Annotated in this window: 21 protein-coding genes; 11 read left to right on the plus strand and 10 right to left on the minus strand. The window is 61.8% G+C overall.

Annotation, left to right across the window (positions count from 1 at the left end; all coding sequences use genetic code 11):
- Positions 1 to 1,215, plus strand: a complete 1,215-nt coding sequence (locus tag V8J81_RS03080; protein WP_368477590.1) for a methyltransferase domain-containing protein — start codon at positions 1 to 3, stop codon at positions 1,213 to 1,215.
- On the plus strand, positions 1,212 to 2,036 hold the full coding sequence (locus V8J81_RS03085) for an NAD-dependent epimerase/dehydratase family protein (RefSeq protein WP_368474283.1): 825 nt from the start codon (positions 1,212 to 1,214) through the stop codon (positions 2,034 to 2,036). The genes V8J81_RS03080 and V8J81_RS03085 overlap by 4 nt, the downstream gene beginning before the upstream one ends.
- A 77-nt stretch (positions 2,037 to 2,113) precedes the next feature.
- On the opposite strand, the gene gnd is transcribed toward V8J81_RS03085, so the two are convergent.
- Together gnd and V8J81_RS03095 are read right to left on the minus strand one after the other, a co-directional pair.
- Entirely contained in the window at positions 2,114 to 3,505 is a 1,392-nt protein-coding gene (gnd, locus tag V8J81_RS03090; protein ID WP_368474284.1) for an NADP-dependent phosphogluconate dehydrogenase, read from the minus strand.
- 123 nt (positions 3,506 to 3,628) lie between these two features.
- On the minus strand, positions 3,629 to 3,940 hold the full coding sequence (locus V8J81_RS03095; RefSeq protein ID WP_011456372.1) for a DUF6280 family protein: 312 nt from the start codon (positions 3,938 to 3,940) through the stop codon (positions 3,629 to 3,631).
- A gap of 212 nt (positions 3,941 to 4,152) precedes the next feature.
- On the opposite strand from V8J81_RS03095, the gene efp reads away from it, so the two are divergent.
- On the plus strand, positions 4,153 to 4,716 hold the full coding sequence (gene efp / locus V8J81_RS03100) for an elongation factor P (RefSeq protein WP_368474285.1): 564 nt from the start codon (positions 4,153 to 4,155) through the stop codon (positions 4,714 to 4,716).
- Between the two features lie 22 nt (positions 4,717 to 4,738).
- Here the strand turns inward: efp and V8J81_RS03105 are convergent, their stop codons facing one another.
- A complete protein-coding gene (locus tag V8J81_RS03105; RefSeq protein ID WP_368474286.1) occupies positions 4,739 to 5,590 on the minus strand; it encodes a rhomboid family intramembrane serine protease in 852 nt (283 codons plus the stop codon).
- 252 nt (positions 5,591 to 5,842) lie between these two features.
- On the opposite strand from V8J81_RS03105, the gene V8J81_RS03110 reads away from it, so the two are divergent.
- The 6 genes from V8J81_RS03110 to mdoH all read left to right on the plus strand — a co-directional run bounded on the left by V8J81_RS03110 (position 5,843) and on the right by mdoH (position 14,919).
- Positions 5,843 to 7,456 carry a thiamine pyrophosphate-binding protein gene (locus V8J81_RS03110; protein WP_368474287.1) on the plus strand — a complete coding sequence of 538 codons (1,614 nt, stop codon included), beginning with the start codon at positions 5,843 to 5,845 and terminating at the stop codon, positions 7,454 to 7,456.
- Positions 7,443 to 8,660, plus strand: coding sequence for a CaiB/BaiF CoA transferase family protein (locus tag V8J81_RS03115; RefSeq protein WP_368474288.1), 1,218 nt, complete (start codon positions 7,443 to 7,445; stop codon positions 8,658 to 8,660). Before V8J81_RS03110 ends, V8J81_RS03115 begins: the two co-directional genes overlap by 14 nt.
- Before the next feature lie 210 nt (positions 8,661 to 8,870).
- Positions 8,871 to 10,235, plus strand: coding sequence for a tetratricopeptide repeat protein (locus tag V8J81_RS03120; RefSeq protein ID WP_368474289.1), 1,365 nt, complete (start codon positions 8,871 to 8,873; stop codon positions 10,233 to 10,235).
- Between the two features lie 18 nt (positions 10,236 to 10,253).
- Positions 10,254 to 11,516: an OpgC family protein gene (locus V8J81_RS03125; protein WP_368474290.1), complete on the plus strand. Its 1,263-nt coding sequence runs from the start codon at positions 10,254 to 10,256 to the stop codon at positions 11,514 to 11,516.
- Complete coding sequence (locus V8J81_RS03130; RefSeq protein WP_368474291.1) at positions 11,513 to 13,027, plus strand: OpgD/OpgG family glucan biosynthesis protein; 1,515 nt, start codon at positions 11,513 to 11,515, stop codon at positions 13,025 to 13,027. The genes V8J81_RS03125 and V8J81_RS03130 overlap by 4 nt, the downstream gene beginning before the upstream one ends.
- Before the next feature lie 44 nt (positions 13,028 to 13,071).
- Positions 13,072 to 14,919 (plus strand): glucans biosynthesis glucosyltransferase MdoH, encoded by a 1,848-nt coding sequence (mdoH, locus tag V8J81_RS03135; protein WP_368474292.1) that lies wholly within the window; start codon positions 13,072 to 13,074, stop codon positions 14,917 to 14,919.
- 5 nt (positions 14,920 to 14,924) lie between these two features.
- Here mdoH and V8J81_RS03140 read toward each other — a convergent pair whose 3' ends face one another.
- From V8J81_RS03140 to V8J81_RS03165, 6 genes are all read right to left on the minus strand, one after another.
- Positions 14,925 to 15,755, minus strand: a complete 831-nt coding sequence (locus V8J81_RS03140) for a CE1 family esterase (RefSeq protein ID WP_368474293.1) — start codon at positions 15,753 to 15,755, stop codon at positions 14,925 to 14,927.
- Positions 15,742 to 16,200 (minus strand): rhodanese-like domain-containing protein, encoded by a 459-nt coding sequence (locus V8J81_RS03145; RefSeq protein ID WP_368474294.1) that lies wholly within the window; start codon positions 16,198 to 16,200, stop codon positions 15,742 to 15,744. Before V8J81_RS03145 ends, V8J81_RS03140 begins: the two co-directional genes overlap by 14 nt.
- 1 nt (position 16,201) lies before the next feature.
- Entirely contained in the window at positions 16,202 to 16,753 is a 552-nt protein-coding gene (locus V8J81_RS03150) for an SCO family protein (RefSeq protein ID WP_368474295.1), read from the minus strand.
- Entirely contained in the window at positions 16,750 to 17,316 is a 567-nt protein-coding gene (locus V8J81_RS03155; RefSeq protein WP_368474296.1) for a hypothetical protein, read from the minus strand. The genes V8J81_RS03150 and V8J81_RS03155 overlap by 4 nt, the downstream gene beginning before the upstream one ends.
- Positions 17,317 to 17,320: 4 nt before the next feature.
- A complete protein-coding gene (locus tag V8J81_RS03160; RefSeq protein WP_368474297.1) occupies positions 17,321 to 17,764 on the minus strand; it encodes a hypothetical protein in 444 nt (147 codons plus the stop codon).
- Positions 17,765 to 17,848: 84 nt separating this feature from the next.
- Positions 17,849 to 18,481, minus strand: coding sequence for a DUF998 domain-containing protein (locus V8J81_RS03165; RefSeq protein WP_368474298.1), 633 nt, complete (start codon positions 18,479 to 18,481; stop codon positions 17,849 to 17,851).
- Between the two features lie 77 nt (positions 18,482 to 18,558).
- Between V8J81_RS03165 and V8J81_RS03170 the strand changes: the two genes are divergently transcribed.
- Together V8J81_RS03170 and V8J81_RS03175 are read left to right on the plus strand one after the other, a co-directional pair.
- A complete protein-coding gene (locus V8J81_RS03170; RefSeq protein ID WP_368474299.1) occupies positions 18,559 to 19,452 on the plus strand; it encodes a DMT family transporter in 894 nt (297 codons plus the stop codon).
- Positions 19,453 to 19,614: 162 nt separating this feature from the next.
- On the plus strand, positions 19,615 to 19,935 hold the full coding sequence (locus V8J81_RS03175; protein ID WP_368474300.1) for a hypothetical protein: 321 nt from the start codon (positions 19,615 to 19,617) through the stop codon (positions 19,933 to 19,935).
- Positions 19,936 to 19,994: 59 nt separating this feature from the next.
- On the opposite strand, the gene V8J81_RS03180 is transcribed toward V8J81_RS03175, so the two are convergent.
- Positions 19,995 to 20,267 (minus strand): hypothetical protein, encoded by a 273-nt coding sequence (locus V8J81_RS03180; protein WP_368474301.1) that lies wholly within the window; start codon positions 20,265 to 20,267, stop codon positions 19,995 to 19,997.
- Positions 20,268 to 20,378 lie beyond the last annotated feature (111 nt).

Raw genomic sequence — 20,378 nt, forward strand, 5'->3', positions numbered from 1 at the left:
ATGTTATGCCGCCACTGCGAAACACCACTGCAACAAACATTCTTGGACCTTGGCTACGCGCCGCCGTCGAATGCTTATCTGGTCGCCGAAGACCTAAATGCGCCCGAACTTAGCTACCCATTACGGCTAAAGGTCTGCGACACGTGTCGGTTGGTTCAAACCGAAGACTTTGCGCGCGCAGACGAGCTTTTCACATCCGATTATGCGTATTTCTCCTCTACGTCATCCGGTTGGCTGGCACATGCGGCCCGTTACGCCGAGAAAATTACGCAAATGCTGAACCTTGGACCGGACAGCTTCGTCATCGAAGTCGCGTCAAACGACGGCTACCTTCTGAAGAACTTTGTCGCGTCTGGTATTCCGTGTCTTGGGATTGAGCCAACAGCAAGCACGGCGCAAGCCGCACGGGAGTTAGATGTCCCGGTCGAAGAAGAATTCTTCGGCGAGGCGTTTGCATCTTCATTGCCAAGTGCAGATCTGATTATCGGCAATAATGTTTATGCGCATGTGCCCGATCTCAACGATTTCACCAAGGGCCTATATAAGGCGTTAAAGCCTGACGGTGTGATAACGTTGGAGTTTCCCCATTTGATGCGTTTGGTGGAGTTCTGCCAGTTCGACACCGTCTATCACGAACACTTTTCATACCTGTCCCTGCTGACCGTCGAGCGGGTCTTTAACGCGTGCGGCCTGCGCGTTTTCAATGTGGAAGAGCTCGCGACACATGGCGGGTCCCTGCGCATCTATGGATGCAGGGCCGACAGTGCATGGGAAGAACACCAAAGCGTGGATGATATGCGCCAAGCCGAAGCGGACCAGGGACTGGATACGGACAAGTATTACCAGGGCTTTCAGGCGCGAGCGAATAAGGCCAAGGACAGCTTCGTAGCGTTTCTGTTGGATGCGAAGGCCCGTGGCAAAACCGTCGCTGGGTACGGCGCTGCTGCGAAAGGCAACACCTTGATGAATTATGCCGGTGTGAAGCCGGATCTTCTGCCATTCATCGCTGATGCGGCGAGTGCGAAGATCGGGAAGTTCATGCCGGGAAGCCACATTCCCATCCTTGCCCCTGAAGCTCTACGTTCATCGCGACCCGACTACTTGATCATTTTCCCTTGGAACATTGCAGCAGAAGTCAGGTCTCAATGTGCTGACCTCGCTGCACTCGGGACGCAGTTCGTGACCGTGATACCCGATCTGACGATCTCCAAATGACAATTCTTATCACGGGCGCTACGGGTTTTTTCGGTCAGGCCATCTTACGTCAGCTACCTACGTCGAGTGGACCGGTTCGTTGCGTGATCCGTACTGGAACGAAGAAGCGTCTCGGACCCCATGAACATGATGTCGAGGTTGTCGAAGTTGACGACCTTTTTGCCCAAACCGCTGCATGGTGGGCGGACATATTATCGGGTGTGGACACTGTCATTCATGCCGCATGGTATGCAGAGCCGGGGAAATACCTGACCTCGCATCGAAACCTGTCGTGTCTAACCGGAACGCTCGCATTGGCTGAAGGCGCTTTTTCGGCCCAGGTGAGCCGCTTTGTCGGCATCGGCACTTGTTTCGAGTATGATTTCCGCCACGGATATTTGTCGGTTGACACACCTTGTGGCCCAGAAACACTTTACGCCGCTGCGAAAGCATCGGCGTTCTTGACGTTGTCGAACCTTTTCCGGGGCACAGATACCGCGTTCTTGTGGGCGAGATTGTTCTTTCTTTTCGGAGCGGGCGAGCACCCCGACCGTCTGGTGCCATATCTGCACCGGACCCTAAGCGCAGGCGAAGCGGCGGAGTTGTCTTCAGGGCAGCAGGTCCGGGACTATATGGACGTTGATGCGGCCGCATCCCTCCTGGTGCAGGATGTTCGGGACAATGTCGTCGGTCCGACCAATATCTGTAGCGGCAAGGCGCAGACGGTGGCCGAAATAGCCACTGAAATTGCCGAATCTTATGGACGCAAGGATTTGCTGGTCTTTGGTGCGCGTCCGGACAACCTGGTCGATCCGCCCGTCATCGTCGGCGTCCGTCCGTAACAAGCCTTCTGGAGCAGTAGTGTTTCTACGTCACGCACCGGCCGACGATGCTTGCTGCTGTCGACAGGGACGATGTCCTAATCGTCCGCCCATGGCCCATGCTGTCCGGTCTTGCCGTTGTCCAACCGCTCAAACCCGTGCAGGCCGAAGAAATCGCGTTGCCCTTGGATCATGTTGGCCGTGCCGCGCGCCATCCGCATGGTGTCGAAATACCCCAAAGCAGCCGCCATCACGGGCACCGGTAGGCCCGAGGCGCTGGCCTTGACCACCACTTCGCGCAATGCACCAACGGTCTCTGACAGGATGTCCGCGAAATAGGGCGCTTCCATCAGCGTTTTACCGGGGGCGATCTCGAAGGCTTCCGCCATATCATCCAGCATTGCGGATCGGATGATGCAACCCGCCCGCCAGTTGCGCGCCACATCTTCACGCATCAACGTCCAGTCGAACGCCTGCGCTGCGGCGCGCAGCATGTCGAAGCCCTGCGTGTAGCACAGCACTTTGCCGCAGGTCAGCGCGGCTTCCAGCGCCTCCTCCGTCAGCTCCAGCTTGCCCGAGCCACCGAATGCGTCGGCCAATGTGGCACGCAAATCGCGCTTAGCCGACATGTTGCGGGCCGACACAGCGGCCTCAATCACCGGTATCGGTGTGCCAAGATGCTGCGCCTCGATCGCTGTCCACCGGCCCGTACCCTTCTGCCCCGCCGCATCCACGATCACGTCGAGCAGCGGGCCATCTGTGGCCTCATCATGGGCGGCAGCCACCTTGGCCGAAATCTCGATCAGGTAGGAAGACAGCCGTCCGCCATTCCACCGCTCAAAGACAGGTGCGATGTCAGGGGCGGCCATGGCCATCCCGTCACGCATCAGGCCATAGGTCTCGGCAATTAGCTGCATATCGGCATATTCGATGCCGTTATGGACCGCCTTTACAAAATGACCCGCGCCCGTCTCGCCTAGAAGGGCGGCACAAGGCGCACCTTCGAACTTGGCGGAGATTGCTGTCAGCACCGGCTCCACCCGCGCCCAATGGTCGGGGTCACCGCCACCCATGATGGCGGGGCCATGGCGCGCACCGTCTTCGCCGCCCGAAACACCGACGCCAAGGAAGGGGCGCTCCAGCGCCTCCATCCGCCGCATCGTGTCGCGGAAATTGGCATTGCCTGCGTCAATGATCAGGTCATCAGCATCAAGGTACGGGTCCAACGCTTCAATCTGTTGGTCCACCGGATCGCCAGCAGGCACCATCAGGATGATCGCGCGTGGGCCTTTGAGCGCTGCGGCCAAATCCTCAAGGCTTTCGCATCCGACAACGCGATCGGCCAAATCACCGGCCTCTTCCATGAAGGCGTGCATCTTCTCCGTCGTGCGGTTGAACACTGCGACGGTGAACCCGTTTTCCGCGATGTTGAGCGCCAAAGCTGAGCCCATCGTGCCCAAACCGATCAATCCGATATCCGCTGTCGCCATCATGCCCTCCGTGGTGTTTGCCCCAACCTGTGCATCTCTCGGGCATAAAGCCACCCCCAGAAACGAAAAACGCGCCCTGCAGAGGGGCGCGTCTTCGAAGCTGGCAGCTTGTATTGCGTGCGATCAGGCGGCTTCGGCCTGATTGCGCCGTTCACTTTCCTCACGGCTGAGCGCGACAGAGGTGCGTACACCATTGCCCACGAACGCCATCAGGCCGTTCACAACCCGCTCGTTCGGGTCGATACCGGCGCAAGACAGAACTTCGCGCCCGTCGCGCGAACGTGCCCACCGGGCGATCTGCTCTGGCCCGTTGCCGTATTTCTTGTCGTCAGCGATTGCATCGTCCAACGCCGCCAGAACCACGGCCGCAAACAGCTTGCGAGCGCGTGTGCCCTGTTCGAAGTTGAAGGCCGTGCCATCAACGAAATCCCGCATTTCGTATCCTTTTTTTGCTCTTGCATTTTCGGCGTGCCGCTCGGTATGCCCGGATTCTGTGCACTTGTGGGATGCGATTATCACATATGTGGTATTCGCCTGGCGCATGGCTCAGCAACAATTCGCACTTTTTCCGGTGTATGGACACCCCTCCAACGCCCAGATATAGGTCGCGTCAACAAATTCTCAAGGTTTTGCCAAGGTTTTGCCACATGCCAAAAATTAACGGAAACGAGATTCGGCCAGGCAACGTCCTCGAACACAATGACGGTCTCTGGGCCGCCGTTAAGGTGGATCATGTGAAGCCCGGGAAGGGCGGTGCATTTGCGCAGGTCGAACTGCGCAACCTTCGTAACGGGTCAAAACTTAACGAAAGGTTTAGATCCGCGGACAAAGTGGAGCGCGTCCGGCTGGAGCAAAAAGACCAGCAATTCCTGTATGAAAACGATGAAATGCTCGTTTTCATGGATGCCGAGACCTATGAACAGATCGAATTGCCCGCAGATTTGCTTGGCGAACGCCGCCCGTTTCTGCAGGACGGCATGACCATCGTGGTCGAATTCTACGAGGAAGAGGCGCTGAACGCGACGCTGCCCCAGAAGGTCGTCTGCAAGGTTGTGGAAACGGAGCCGGTGGTTAAAGGCCAGACGGCTGCCAATTCCTTCAAGCCTGCGATCCTCGACAATGGCGTCAAGGTCTCCGTCCCGCCCTTCGTGGGTCAGGACGAGGATATCGTCGTGAACACCGAGACGATGGAATACTCCGAACGCGCTTAAGCGGCCCGTCCATCGCCTACGCCTATCGCCCGCCCGACCAAGGCCCCCTCGGCCCGCGCCGCTGACCTGCGCGCGGCACCCGCCCTAGATCGGACAGGGGCCGGTCCATGCCTTGCGCGCTGCGTACCCGGCGAATGCGCGGGATGCCGGATTGCCGCCGCTCCACCCGATATTCAACCTCTTCATGTGGTGGCTTGCCGCCAAAGGCATTCCAAAACGAACGCCCCCCTCGGCGCAGGAACAGGGGAAGCGTCAGGACCACACCCACGATGAACCCGCCGGCATGGGCCCAGTAGGCGACCCCGCCGCCAAGCACATCCATCTGCAACCCACTGACAAGTTGCAGTGCAAACCACAGCCCCAGCATCAGCCAAGCCGGGATCGTGAAGATCTTGATGAACACCACCAGCAGGACAAGCACGTCGATCCGCGCCCTCGGGAACATCAGCAGATATCCCCCCATCACGGCAGCAATCGCCCCCGATGCGCCCACCATCGGAATGGAGGAGCCCGGATCGGCCATCATTTGCCCGAACGCGGCCCCTAGTCCGCCCAACAGGTAGAAGATCGCAAAGCCAACATGGCCCATCAGATCTTCCAGATTGTCGCCAAAGATATAGAGGAACAGCATGTTCCCGATCAGGTGCATCCACCCGCCGTGTAGGAACATGTGGGTCAGCAAACCACCGCGATTGATCCCCTCGGCCACATTGCCGGGCACCAGACCCCACTCGCGGTAGAAGGCGGCCAGCTCAGTCTCGCTGCCCGAAAGGGACGGAAAGTAGCTGAGGAAGATGACGACGTTCACCACGATCAGGGTCCAGGTCACGAAGGGCGTGCGATTGGAGGGGTTGTGGTCGCGGATCGGAAACATGCGTGCAACGTCGGGTCTGGGGCAGGCGGGGTCAAGAGGGCAGGGGCGGAGCCGTCACCCCACCCGCCCACCCGTGCCGCCTCCGCCCCTGCCAGTACTGTCATGGTCAACCTCGTCTCCTTGCGCAGTGGGTGGATTTTTTGAGTATTTGAGACCAGTGGAAGATCGGGACACGGCCCTTTGATCGGCGGGGTCCTTTCCGGCCGTCCCGCTTTGGGGTAGGCCCGCTTGGACAGCTATTGGAGGCCCGGCATGGCAGAATTCAGAGCAGCAGATTTGGTCGCACGCAGGCTTTACGAGGCCGGATGCCGCCACGCCTTTGGGATGCCGGGCGGCGAGGTGCTGACCATCGTCGATGCGCTGGAAAAGGCGGGCATCGCGTTCCATCTCGTCAAGCACGAGAATGCGGGCGGCTTCATGGCCGAGGCAGTGCATCATGTCGACGGTGCGCCTGCCGTGCTGGTGGCCACCGTTGGCCCCGGGCTAATGAATGCGGTCAATGTCGTGGCCAATGCAGAGCAGGACCGTGTGCCGATGGTTGTGCTGACCGGCTGTCTCGATGCCGATGAAGCGCTGACTTACACCCACCAGGTGCTGGACCATCGCGCCGTGCTCGACCCGATCACCAAAGCGACGTTCACGCTGACTGCTGGAGAGGCCGAAACCATCGCCGATAAGGCCGTGTCCATTGCATTGGAACGGCGGCAGGGTCCGGTCCTGATCGACGTGCCGATTGCCGTCGCCGATGCCCCCGCCACGCCCAAGCGTCGGCGCCGCGTGCCGCCGAGCACCGTGGCTCCGGCAGGAGAAAAGTTCAAACTGGTCCGCGATTGGCTCTCCGGGGCCGAGCGCCCCTTGATCGTTGCCGGCCTGGACGTTTTGGCCGATGACGCTGCCCCGGCGCTGCAGGCCTTCGCCGAGCAGTTCGAGATTCCCGTCGTCACAACCTACAAGGCCAAGGGGGTCCTGCCCGAAGATCACCCGCTGGCCCTTGGCGGCGCGGGCCTGTCTCCGCTGGCCGATCAGCATCTGCTGCCGCTGGTCAAGCAGGCCGATGTGATATTCCTCGTGGGTTATGACCCAATTGAGATGCGCCCCGGCTGGCGCGAGGTCTGGGACGTCACCAAGCAATGCGTGGTGGATTTTCAGGCTGTTGAGAACACCCACTACATGCATCAGGCGGGGATCAGCTTCACCTGCCATATTGGGGCCGCGCTTGAGGCGATAATGGATGTGAAACAGGCCGCAACACGTTGGCGGGGCGGGGAGCCTGCCGCCGTCAAAGCCGCACTCGCTCAAGCCTTCCCAAAGGACGACGATTGGGGTCCCGCCGGCGTGATCGCCGAGGCGCGTGCAGCCCTGCCGCCAGAAACCCGCATCAGCATCGACAGCGGCGCCCACCGGATCCTGTTAAGCCAGATGTGGGAGGCGCCGTATCCCAAAGCTGTCATCCAATCCTCTGGCCTTTGTACCATGGGCTGCGCGGTTCCGATGGCCATTGGCCTCGCCCTCGCCGAACCCGACCGCCCCGCCGTGGCCTTTGTCGGCGACGGCGGGTTCCTGATGAGCCCCGGCGATCTGACCACCGCCGCCGAGCTTGGCCTGAAGCCCATCATCATCACCTTCGTCGATGCCTCCCTCGCGCTGATCGAGAAGAAACAGCGCGAGCGGCAGCTCACCAATGCGGGCGTCGACTATGAACATCGCCACAACTTTGCCGCCTTGGGCCGCGCCATGGGCGGGGCGGGCGTGAATGTGACCAACCGCGCTGAATTGCGCGCGGCTATTGAACAGGCGCTCACCGCCGATACCTTTACGGTCATCGCCGCCCAGATTGACCGTGGAGGATATGATGGCCGCATCTAAAGGCCCCCCGACCAAAGGGCCCCTTGATGGCCTAATCGTCCTCGACCTCTCGCGCATCCTTGCCGGACCGACCTGCACGCAGGCGCTTGGCGATCTGGGTGCCACGATCATCAAGATCGAACATCCTGACCGCGGCGATGACACGCGCGGCTGGGGCCCGCCCTTTGCCAACGATCCGCAGGGCGATCCTACCGACCTTTCCAGCTACTTCATGTGCGCGAACCGCAATAAGCTTTCCGTTGGCGTCGACATCGCCACGCCCGAGGGGCAGGAGACCATCCACCAAATCGCCGCCCGCGCTGACGTGGTGATCGAAAACTTCAAACCCGGCGGCCTCGACAAGTATGGTTTGGATTTCAACAGCTTGCTCACGGCTTACCCACAGCTTGTCTATTGCTCCATCTCCGGCTTCGGCCAAACCGGCCCGAACCGCGAAAAGCCCGGCTATGATCTTATGGCGCAAGGCTATTCCGGGATCATGGCGCTGACCGGCGCGAAAGATGGCCCTCCTGCCAAGGTCGCCGTGGGCATCGCCGATGTGATGACCGGCATGTATGCCGCCACAGGTATCCTCGCCGCCCTCCGCCACCGGGACCAGACGGGGCAGGGGCAGCATATCGACCTTAGCCTCGTGGATGCGACAGTGGCCTGGATGATCAACGAAGGCGTCGCACACCTGACCACCAATGCCCCGCGCCCGCGCCGGGGCGACCAACACGCCACGATCGTGCCCTACCAGACCTTCGCCTGCGCCGATGGCCATGTCCTCGTCGCCGTGGGCAACGATACGCAGTATATCCGCTTTTGCGATTTCCTCGGGCGGCCTGACCTCGCCGATGACCCGCGCTTTGCGACCAATTCCAATCGTGTCATCAACCGTGAAGCGCTGATCCCCACGCTGGAACAGCTGATGCGACAGCACAAACAGGCTGATATCGTCGAAGCTTTGGAGGCCCGCAAAGTCCCCGTAGGCCCCGTCTACACGGTCGAACAGACTTTTGCCTCCGACCAGGTGGCAGCGCGCGAAATGCGCATCGACATGCCCAAGCAGGGCGTGGATCGTGGTGGGGTGGAGCTGATCGGCAACCCGCTGAAATTCTCGGCCACTCCGGTCACATACCGCCATGCGCCGCCCAATCTGGGTGAGCATACGCAAGCCGTGCTCGACTGGCTCGCAGACCGCCGCGAGACGCCCGAAGGTTAACCGCGCCTGCCGCAATTTCGGGCGCGCCGTGAACGATTACACCTGAAATCAAAGCAAAAACCCGCCGATCTGCCGGTGAATTGGCGGGTTTTCGTTCACACATTGCCCTGTCCGGCTCACATGTCCGTCATCTGGGCGCAACGAGGCTTCGCGTGGGCGGGGCCATAGTCTACCTCGGATGCAAAGGGACTATCAGAATCGGACAGGCGCATGACGCAATTCGACGGATTCGGTCAGCCGACCACCATTTCGGCGGGGCCCGGCCTCGACCATTGGACCGAAACGCAGATGGCGTTTCTTGCCCACGGGGCGACAACACCTGAACATCTCGCCAAGACGCTGGAAGCAGACCCGCAGTTTGCACTCGCCCATGCGGTGAAGGGCCTGTTCATGCTGCTTCTGGGCCGGCGTGAGCTTGTTCAGACAGCGCAAGAGGCCGCCGATAGCGCCCGCGCTGCCGATCAGGCGCGCCCCGTCACGCCCCGTGAACGCGCCTTCCTCGACGCGCTCGACGCTTGGCTGGGTGGGCATCCGTCGAAATCCGTGGCGCATCTCGATCAGGTCCTGCTGACCAATCCCGGCGATCCGCTGGCGATGAAGATCAGCCACGCAATCCGCTTTGTGCTGGGCGATGCGCAAGGGATGCGCCGCTCCATCGAACAGGTCATGCCGGCCTATGGCGAAGACCATGCCGCGCGCGGATATCTGATGGGCTGCCACGCCTTCGCCTTGGAAGAAACCGGAGACTATGGCCGGGCCGCCGCGTCCGGTTCCGCCGCCTTGGAAATCTCGCCCGACGATGCGTGGGGCCTGCACGCCGTGGCCCATGTCTACGATATGCTGGCTGAACCCACCAAAGGCCTCAACTGGCTACAGGGCCGCGAAGCTGCGTGGGCGCATTGCAACAACTTCCGGTACCATGTCTGGTGGCACAAGGCGCTGATGCACCTCGACCTCGGGCAAACAGATGTGGTGCTCGACCTCTACGATACCCTTATCCGCGCCGACAAAACCGACGATTACCGTGACATCTCCAATGCCACATCGCTTCTGATGCGGTTGGAGCTGGAAGGGATTGACGTGGGCAACCGCTGGGAAGAACTGGCCGACACGTCCGCAACGCGCACCGAAGATGGCTCGCTGATCTTCGCTGACCTCCATTACTTGCTGGCGCTGATCGGCGGCAGACGTGAGGACGCGACCGCCAAACTCGTCGCCCGCATCGCGGAGGACGGGACCACCGGACAGGGCGAGGCCGCCATGCGCATGGCCAATCCCGGCACAGCGGCGGCCCTTGGACTGGAGGCCTTTGGTGAAGGCGACTACGCCACCGCCTTTCAGGGCCTCAGCAAAGCCCGCAAACACATGCAGCTTGCCGGCGGCTCCCACGCGCAACGCGACGTGTTTGAGCGTCTGACCATCGACGCGGGCCTCCGCGCAGGGCGCTTGGATGATGCGAAAGCGATCCTGAATGAACGCTCCGCCAAGCGAGCAGGGCGCGATGATACGTTCGCAAGAACCCGCCGCGAGATGATCGGGAACCAAGCCTCCCCCTTGCGCGTTCCTGCGGAATAAGGGAAACGCCCCGTGGCCATGGTGAGCACGACACCTTCATTTCAACCGACCCCCTCCGCCGCAGCGCAAGCCGCGACACCTGCTAGCGCGCGCGATATCCGCCTCGATTTCTTCCGGGGCATGGCGATGTTCATCATCTTGTTTGCCCACACACCTGGCAATTTTCTGACTTCGTGGATCCCTGCGCGCTGGGGCTTTTCCGACGCGACAGAAATGTTTGTCTTCTGCTCGGGCATGGCGTCCGCCATCGCGTTCGGGCGCACGTTTGACCGCGCCGGCCTTGCCCTCGGATCTGTCCGCGTCGGCTACCGCATCTGGCAAGTCTACTGGGCGCATGTGGGCCTCTTCTTCGCCACCGCTGCATTGCTGGTGTTCCTCACCGACCTCCCCTTCACTGACCGCAATTATTGGGGGCAGATGAACCTGTGGATGCTGTTCGTGGAGCATTCCGAAGACCTCTGGGCCAACCCCAACATTCTTTTCAGTTTCATGACCCTGCAATGGGTGCCGAACCTGTTCGACATCCTGCCGATGTATATGGTGATCCTCGCCATGATGCCGGTCTTCTACGCACTCGCCCGCGTGCACCTTGGCCTTGTGGCGGCTGTTTCCATTGCTCTGTGGTTCATGGGCCAACGCGCCTTCACCGAGGCGCTCGGCCTGCCGTATTTCAACTTCACCGCCGAGCCTTGGGTGGGTGACGACGACTGGCAACGCCGCTGGTTCCTCAACCCATTCGGCTGGCAATTGGCCTTCTTCACCGGCTTTGCGTTTATGCGCGGCTGGATCCCCAAGCCGCCTGTCAAAGCGCTCCTGATCGGCCTCGCAGCGTTCATCGTGATCGCCAATATCCCACTGTCGAACATCGGCGTGCGGGAGTTCGGGTTTGAATGGGCCCGTGAGTGGCGCGTGGAAAACCGGCAACTGATCTCCAAGACCGATTTCGGCATCCTGCGCTACGTCCAATTCCTGTCGCTCGCCTACCTCGCCTGGGTCATCGCAGGCGATGGCGGTGACCGCATCCGCGCCGGTGCTGGGTGGACCGGGCGCAACATCTGGGCGCCGCTGTTGACTGTGTTTCTCAAGGTCGGCCAGCAGTCGCTCGCCGTCTTTGTCGTCTCCATCTTCATCGCGCGGTTCAACGGCTTCGCGATGGACATGCTGGGCCGCGACGTCGCCATGACGCTTATGGTCAACGGTTTCGGCTGCGCGGTTCTGATCGCCACAGCCTATGGGGCCAGCTACTTCAAGACCCAGCCGTGGCGGGTGAAGCCGAAATGATGAATCGCCGCGAAACCCTCGCCATGCTCGCCGCATTGGCCGCCAGCCCCGCCATGGGCCTGCCGATGTTCCGCGAGGGCACCGCGCATCCGTTCGACCGCGCCTGGCTGGAGGCCGAGGCTGCGCGGCTTGCCCAAGCCCCCTATGAGCCGCTCCCCGAAGTCCCGCAAGGCTGGCAGGACCTGACCTACGACGAATACCGCTGGATGTGGTTCAACCCGCAGCGTGGCCTCTGGATGGATGAAGATCGCCCCTTCAAGGTCGATTTCTTCCACCCCGGCCTCTACTTCCCGCGGCCCGTTGAGGTGAATGTCGTGCAAGGCGGTGAGGCCCAAACCCTCGCCTTCGACCTAAGCCTTTTCGACCGCACCGACCAGTTCCCCGATCTGCCGATAACCGAGGAAATGGGCTATTCCGGCCTCCGCCTGCGAGCAGCCCTTGAACGCCCCGACATTTTCACCGAATTCGCTGTGTTTCAGGGGGCATCCTACTTCCGCGCCATCGGCACCGGCATGAATTACGGCCTCTCCGCCCGGGGCCTCGCCATCGGTACAGCATCTGAGGCAGGCGAAGAATTCCCTGAGTTCACCCGCTTCTGGCTGGAAGCGCCAATGCCCGGCGACACAACTCAAATTCTCCACGCGCTGCTCGACGGCGATAGCTGCACCGGCGCCTACACGTTCCGCATCACGCCCGGCCCGGTCACGCATATGGAGGTGGAGGCGACACTCTACCCCCGCGTGGACCTGCCCAATGTCGGCCTCGCGCCGCTCACCTCCATGTTCCTCTATGATCAGACGAACCGCGCGGGCCATGATGATTTCCGCCCCGCCGTGCACGACAGTGACGGTCTGATGGTCCACAACGGCAATGGCGAGCTTCTCCTCCGCCCGCTCAAGAATCCCGACACGCTGCAAGTCTCTTCCTTCGTCGATACCGACCCGCAGGGCTTCGGCCTGGTCCAACGCGCCCGCGACCTTGCCGATTTCGAGGATTTTGAGGCTCATTACGAACGCCGCCCCGCGCTTTGGATCACGCCGGGCGAAGGCTGGGGCGACGGCTCAGTCCAATTGGTCGAAATCCCGTCCGAGCTTGAGATCTACGACAACATCGTCGCCTATTGGCGCCCGCGCGGTGGCCTGACGGCGGGCGAGCCTTACCACTTCACCTACAACATGGACTGGTGCTCGGAACCCGAACGCCCCCGCGACGTGGCCCGCGTGATGAACACGGCCATCGGCGGCAACTGGAACCGCACGCAAACCCTCGTCGCCATCGACTTTGCGGATCACGAGTCCATCGACGGTGCGCCCGAGGACTTCACCAAGGTCGTCCAGTCCAATCGCGGGACTGTCACCGAAGGTGTGCTAGAACGTAACCCGGGCACCGGCGGTCTGCGTCTGACCTTTGCCGTCGATCCGGGGGAAGAAACCTACATGGAACTGCGCGCGCAACTGCTGAAAGAGGGGGAGCCTGTGACGGAAGTCTGGCTCTACCGGTTCTCGGCATGAAGCTTGCGAACACGATTCCCGCGCACTCCCCGTGCGACCCCTATATGCCCCCCGAGGCCCCGCTGGCGCGCCCGATCCAGAACCTCAGCGCGCCCTATACGGACAAGACCGCGCCGGGTGTCGCCAAGACTCGCTCCTGGCTCTGGCGTCTGGCCACGTTCATTCCCGCCTTCGCCACCACATTCGCGCTGGTCGCGGCCTTCACCGACTGGTTCGCCATGGGCGGGCTAACGGGTTTCGAGATTGCGCTGATCACCCTGATCGCGCTCACCTTCTTCTGGATTTCGCTCTCGGTCTCCACGGTTACTGTCGGCGTCGCCCGCCTGTTCCTGACACGCCCCGCCGCCGCGCCCGCCAGCGGCCCCAGCATGGATGTGGCCCTTCTGGTGCCTTGCTATAATGAGGTTCCATGGGACGTCTTCGGCAATGCCTGCGCGATGCTCGAACAGCTCGATGCGCACCCGACCGACCACCGCTATACGCTGTTCATCCTGTCCGACACCCGGGATGAGGCGACCGCCGAGCAAGAGCTTCGCGCCTTTGCCACGCTGCGCACGCGCCTGCCGGATCACATTCGCCTCCACTACCGTCGCCGCGCGATGAACACCGATCGCAAGGTCGGCAACCTCGCCGATTGGGTCGAACGCTGGGGCGGCGCGCACGACGCGATGCTGGTGCTGGACGCCGACAGCCTGATGTCGGGCGAGGCCATTGTGGCGCTCACCGATGAGCTATCCGCAGACCCCTCCGCCGGCCTAATCCAATCGTTCCCTCAACTCTTTGGGGCCGAGACGGTCTTCGCCCGCGTGCAGCAATTTGCCTCCACGATCTATGGTGCTGTTCTGGCCGAGGGACTCGCCACCTGGTCGGACCGCGAGGGCAATTACTGGGGCCATAACGCCATCATCCGCACGGCTGCTTTTGCCTCCTGCGCGGGCTTGCCGAAGATCAAAACGATTACCGGCAAGGGCGCGCTGATCCTGTCGCATGACTTTGTCGAAGCGGGCCTTCTGCGCCGGGCGGGGTGGGGCGTCCGTTTCTCCCCCCGCATCAAGGGCAGTTACGAGGAAGTCCCCGCCACACTGATCGACTACGTGATCCGTGATCAGCGCTGGTGCCAGGGCAACCTGCAACATCTCAAATTGCTGGCCTCTCGTGGCTTCCACGGCGTTTCTCGCTTCCACCTCTTTCACGGTGCGGTCAGCTATCTGCTGTCGCCGATGTGGTTCCTGCTGCTGATGGTCTGGGCGCTGATCGGCACGGGCGCGGAGCAAAACGTGATCCGCTATTTCTCGGGCCTGAACCCGCAAGTGCAATGGCCCGAGATGACGGTCGTGCATTCCTCGGCGCTTCTGATCTTTATGTACGGCATGTTGCTCGCCCCCAAAGCGCTCGGCGCGGCGGCGATTGGCGGCATCGGCCTGCGCGTGGCGGAACTGGGCGGCCCGGTTCGCTTTGCGGCGTCATTTGTCGCCGAATTGATCCTGTCCATCCTCTACGCGCCGATCCTGATGGTGCAGCAGACCCTGGCCGTTGCTCGCTCCATCCTCGGCCTCAAGGTCGACTGGAAACCACAGGCGCGGGCCGGCGGGCACTATTCGCTCTGGTCCATGCTAAAATTCCACTGGTTGGAGACGCTGGCGGGTGCGGGCCTTTTGGCCGGTATGGCGGGCGGCATCGTCTCGTTCTGGCTGCTGCCCATCGCGGTTTCGTTGGCACTGGCGGTGCCGCTCTCGGCGCTTTCCGGTCTTAACCTCACCCGTTTCCGCGCCACCGCCCGCGCGCTCGGAACGCCTGAGGTCTACGCAGCCCCCGCCATCATCCGTGCCGCCAAAGCGCATAGGGCTGAACTGCGGGAAACGCTTGGTGATCTGCCTGAAGCAGCGGAGTAACGGGCCTATTCCACCGGTAAGCCTTCGTACCAATCCAGCGCCAGATCAGCCCATCCGCGCGGCACCGCATGACCGCCGGGGAAGAGCGCAAAGGTCAGAGATCCGGCCTCGCACGACGTCCAGAACCGCTGCCAATAGAAGCCCTCATTGGTGATCTCGTCGGGCGCGGAGCGGTCACATCCGTTGGTCTCCCGCCAAATCTCCATGCCCGCAAACACGTCCCCTTGCCGCACCGCCCCATCGCGGAACACCCGGCCTTCAATGGGCACGGTTCCATCCGTCCAGCCATGGGTGTGCAACACGTCCACCGGTCCCGCGCAGGCGTCGAGCGCAGGGTGCGGTCGCCAGAACGACCCGGCTACGGGCGCATAGGCGCGCGCAATGTCCGGCGCGTCGCAGGCCAGGTAAGACGTCATCGACCCGCCGATGGAAAAGCCTGCAACAAGCACGTCATCGCGGTCGATCCCGTGGACCTCTGCGGCATGGCTCAGCACTTCTTCGAAATAGGCGGCCTCATCCCGCACCGGCTCAAACTCTGGATGGAACGACCAGGTTGAGCCAAACCGCGAGCCTTCGCGCTGCAAACCTTGCGGTCCTATCAACGCATAGCCCCGCGCGGTCACGGCCTCGCGCAGCATGTTCACCATGCCCTCGCCACGCCCGCCCGCACCATGCAGCATCATTAGCGCCGGAAAGGGACCGTCCCCCTCTGGCAGCGCGATGTGATACTGACCCATCGGCACTTCACAGGCACCTTCAACGCCAGCGCAATCGGCAAGCGCAGGGGAAGCCGTCAGCAGCAAGCCAAGGGCCGTCACGGTTCTACGAACGATCAAGTGGCAATCCTTCCCTAATCCAGCCCGGCCCCGCGCCAGAGCCCAGCATGCCCTCCGGCACGTCGATAATATTGGTGAACCCGGCCTCCGTTAGCCGGTTGGTCAGCCGCGAAGACCGCACACCGCGCGCGCAGATCAGGGCAACCCGCGCATCCTGCGCACCGCCGGTCAGTTCCAGAAGAGCCTCTGTGAAATCATCGCGCCGCATGTCTAGCCGGTGCCCTGAGGCAGGCGAACCCGTCGCCTCCCATTCATCGGGCCGGCGAATGTCGATCAGCAGGATGTCCCGGGCATCGGCCAGCGCATGGGCCTCGCCCACGCTGATCTGCTCGTCCACGCCTTCCGACAGGGCCGCGTAGAACAGGTTGCGCCCCTCGGTCGCGGCAAAGCCCACCCCGACCAGCGCCAGCGCGCCTGCGCCGATCAAAAACCGTCTGCGTGACAATTCAGGAGGCCTCCAGATACCCGCCGACGATCTCGGCCATCATCTCAGGCCCCAGTACGGGCGGGAGCAGGGTCAACACCTCGCCTTCACCATCCAGCAGGTAGATGAACGAGCCGTGGGAGAAGACGGTGCCATAGAACGGATCAACGAAAAGCTCTTCGAACTCAACGGAATAGGCGTCATACGCCACCTGCAATTCCGCCTCTGTGCCCGTCAGCCCCACGAACTCCGGGTGATGCACGTGCAATGCGTCGCCCATCGTCTCGACCGTGTCCCTTTCCGGGTCGACCGTGACCATTACGGGCCGCAGGGCCATGCCTTGCTCGTCCAGAATATCCACGATCGACGCCATCGTCGGGAACACCGCCGAACAGATTTCCTGACAATTCGCATAGCCGAAAAACAGCAACTGATGGTGGCCGTCCGGGTCAACTTCCGTCCGCACCGAACCGGTATGATCGACCAGCTCGAACGCACCACCCAAGCCATCCTCCAGCGACTGTGCCGAGGCCATCCCTGCGCAGAGGGTCAATGCAACAGCAAGCGCTCTCATCTGGTGACGTCCCACGCCTCTTGCCAAGTCTCACCAGTGCCTAGGTAGCCTTCGCCCTCGATCTCGGCCAAGACGCGCGGGTCATTGCGATACCAGCGTCCGTCCATCGCGGCCGCCTCGGGCTGCTGTTCGGCCCAGGCATCGGTCCAGCCATTGGCGGTGGTCCATTCCTCGGTTCCGACCTCGCGGATGCGCTGCACGAGGTAGACATTCGTCGCCCCGACAAACTCATCCTCGATCATTAGACCATCAACCTCGACCTGCATGCCGCAGAACGGCTCAAGATCCACGGCCGCTCCTGTGAAGATGCCCTGGTTGTTCTTGTTCGGATAGGTCAGCACGCCGTCCGCCGCGCGCAGCAGGCCCAATTGCCGACCCGTTGCGCAAGCATTGTCGCATTCACCCGCGACCTCGCACAGCATATCGACCACTTCTGCCTCGAAAAACGCAGGCTCTTCCCAGGCGAGGTTCCACGACCGCGCCTCGGACCCTTCGGAGAATGGGCCTTCCTGTGCCGCGACCGGAGCGGCCACAAAGGCCAGTGGTAACAGATATTTCCACATCGCTTCAGCCCTCCGGATTGGGGATTGCGAAGCCGGGAACGACGCCGAAATCCGTGTGGTTGATGTTGGTGATCCCATGGTCCTCGACCACTTCGTCAACCAGCAGGTAATTCAACCCGTCGCGCGCGAAATGCCGCCCCGCGACCGTGATGTCGTGCGACGCCAGTTCCAATTGCGTCTGCCCCGACGCGCTCTGATCGTCGCCGTTGATCGACAGGATCATGTAGACCGTCCCGTCCTCGGCCAGCAGACCCACCGGAATCCCGCCCGCCGAACACCAGATCGCGCAGGTGTGGTGCGCCGTGCCTTGCACAGCGTCAGGTCCGCCCATCACGCCCGAGAAATAGCACCAGGTGTCGATCACCTCGCCCCTCAACTGCACCTCTTCGCCATTGGCGAAGGCAGGTGCCGCCGCGCAGATCAGCGCAGCCGCCAAAGTGTATCGCATGAGAATTGCCCTCCGATGATGTCCCTTTGGGCCGAAGCCTAGCAAAGACCCATCGGATCGCGTCATCACATTTTCGGGGGAGGGTTAAACTTTGCGAGTCACTGCAAAGAACAGATGAGCCATCAGACAAACCATCACGAAGGAAATCAGTCCGAGTAGCCGTTCATACACGCCGTCAATTGCTGTGGGCAGGAAGAAAAAGAGCGGCGCGGCAAGGATCCAAACGACCGCAGTTGCCCGCAGTAGCCAAGGGTAGATGCGGCTGACGCGCGCCGCCCCCTGCGCCAGCAACAGCGGGGTCGCCGCCATCACCGCCCCCAGCCCGTAAACAAGGTAAACGTGGATCACCACACCATCCTGATCCGCATCGCCGTATTCGTTCCGGGCGCCGATCAGAAAGACGAGCAAGGCCATGGCGATCAGCCCGAGGATGCCCGCGCTCCAATCCCAATCGCCCAAGTGCACATGTGCCGCCAGCACGGCCAAGGCGATCAGGGCCGCCGAAAACGTGTAAAGGCCGATATCGACGATGAACTCGTAGTCTCCGGCGCCAAGGTCGCTGATCGTGTCGGCGATCCAGTCATGATCGGGCACAACGAAATCGGCCACAAGGATACTCAGGCTCAGGATCACACAGCCCGCTACCGCAAAAATCGACAATCCACGGACCAAAGTCGGTCGAAAGTCTCCGGTCAGTGGTTTCCCGTCATCACGCATGCGAAGCCAACCCCGGGGCGCAGCGGATAGTTCCCGGTGCGATTGCGCGGCCAACCTATCCCCGCTAAGCCGCGCCGATGACCCGCGCGCGTGAAAGAACTGTTGCCACCCTTATCGTCGTAGCCATCGGCGTGCTCTACGGCCTCTACTGGTTGCCCGTGCGCCAGATTGCTGAGATGGGCCTGCCCGGTGCGTGGGGCACTGCGGCCATCACTTTGGCCGGAACCGCTCTTCTAATCCCCCGCATCCTGCGCCGCCCGGAAGAGCTCTGGCAGGCCGACCCGCTTGCGCTTGCCTCCGTGGCACTCGGGGGCGCGGCCTTTGCGCTCTACTCCATCGGATTCGTGTACGGCCATGTCGCCATGATCATCCTGCTGTGGTTCCTCACCCCGGTCTGGAGCACGCTGATCACCCGCTTCATTCTCGGCTGGCCAACCACCAAGCTGCGGCTTTGGGCCATTTTTACGGGTCTGGCCGGGCTATTCGTGATGCTGGGGGCAGGGGGGCAAGTGCCCTTGCCCGGGAATATCGGGGAATGGATGGCGCTACTTGCGGGTATGGTCTGGGCCGTGGCGACGACTGGCATCCGGACACGGCCCGAAATGCCCCCCATTGCGGCTGGCTTCGTGTTCACCGCAGGCGCCGCGCTCTGCAGCTTGGCTATCGCGCCGTTCCTTGCCTCTTGGCCGGATTTTTCCGCCATCAACAACCCTGCCGCTATGATCCCCGTTGCCATAGGCACGGGCGGGCTGTGGTGGGGCTTTGCCATGGCCGCGTTGGTATGGGCGGCCGCACGGCTTGATCCCGCTCGCGTCGGCATCCTGCTGATGGCCGAGGTGCTGATCGGATCGGCGACAGCGGCTGTCTGGGCGGGGGAAACACTCTCCTCGACGCAGGTCGTCGGTGGCGCATTGGTGCTTGTGGCGGGTGTTCTGGAGGTCTGGCCAACGCGCCGAAACGCCGTGACCTGACCCCATATCCTGTGCGTCCGTTGACGTCATACGCACGATAAAGTGACGACAGCATGGAACTTTTCCCCGCCGCCGGGTGTTGAAGAGTTATCCACAGCAACAAATCTGTCTGTGGATAACTACGAAAACACATTGAGCGCGTCACATATGCAGGAGCACGCCATGACCATCCTTCCCCCAAAGGCCGTTGCCACCACAATAGGGCTGTCCACCGGCGGCATCATGGTTCTTGAGGCCAATGTCATCTGGGCAAAGCGCAACCGATACGACTACGTGATTGAGGCTTTGATCGATGTTGAGATCGCCTACAAAACCGACCAAGGCTACGTCATCGCGCGGCGCGAGGCGTTGGTGAACGCCCCCATAACCCGGGTCGGCGGCACGCGCGCACGCCTTATCCGCGCCGCTGCGTTGCTAACAGCCGTCACCACCGCCAATGTTCCGGCACAAAACGAACCCGTTGCCGCGCCGCTGGCTGCGTGAGTGTCTGATTGGTCTGATGGGGGAGCGGGTGCCTTCCCGCTCCATCGGCAGGCGCGGGCCTACTTGTCTGGCCATTTCCATGCGATGGCCGCCAGATAATTCCCGCTTTCCTCTGCAATCACGGACGATCGTTTCGGTCCGTAAGCATCCGCGCGGCGGGCCCGCCTGACCGAATTTCGATTATGTGCAAGCCGGACCAATCCCGAAACGGTTAGCACAAGAAAAACGCCTTCCCCGCGCAACGGCATCGTGTCGATGGTTTCCCAACCATCCTCAAGGGCCTCTTGCAGCATCTGGTTGGGATCCCGTTTTCGGATAATCGTGTGCTTCATGGCAAAGGTCTTCCGGCGTGTTAGGAAAATCCTATCGCGTCCGTAAAGGAATACCTAGCCACTAAATGCACTGTGGGACCGGCGTTTCAGAGCCATTGGCGTACGAGCTCA

This window comes from Gymnodinialimonas sp. 202GB13-11 (genome assembly GCF_040932485.1).
GTDB lineage: Bacteria > Pseudomonadota > Alphaproteobacteria > Rhodobacterales > Rhodobacteraceae > Gymnodinialimonas > Gymnodinialimonas hymeniacidonis.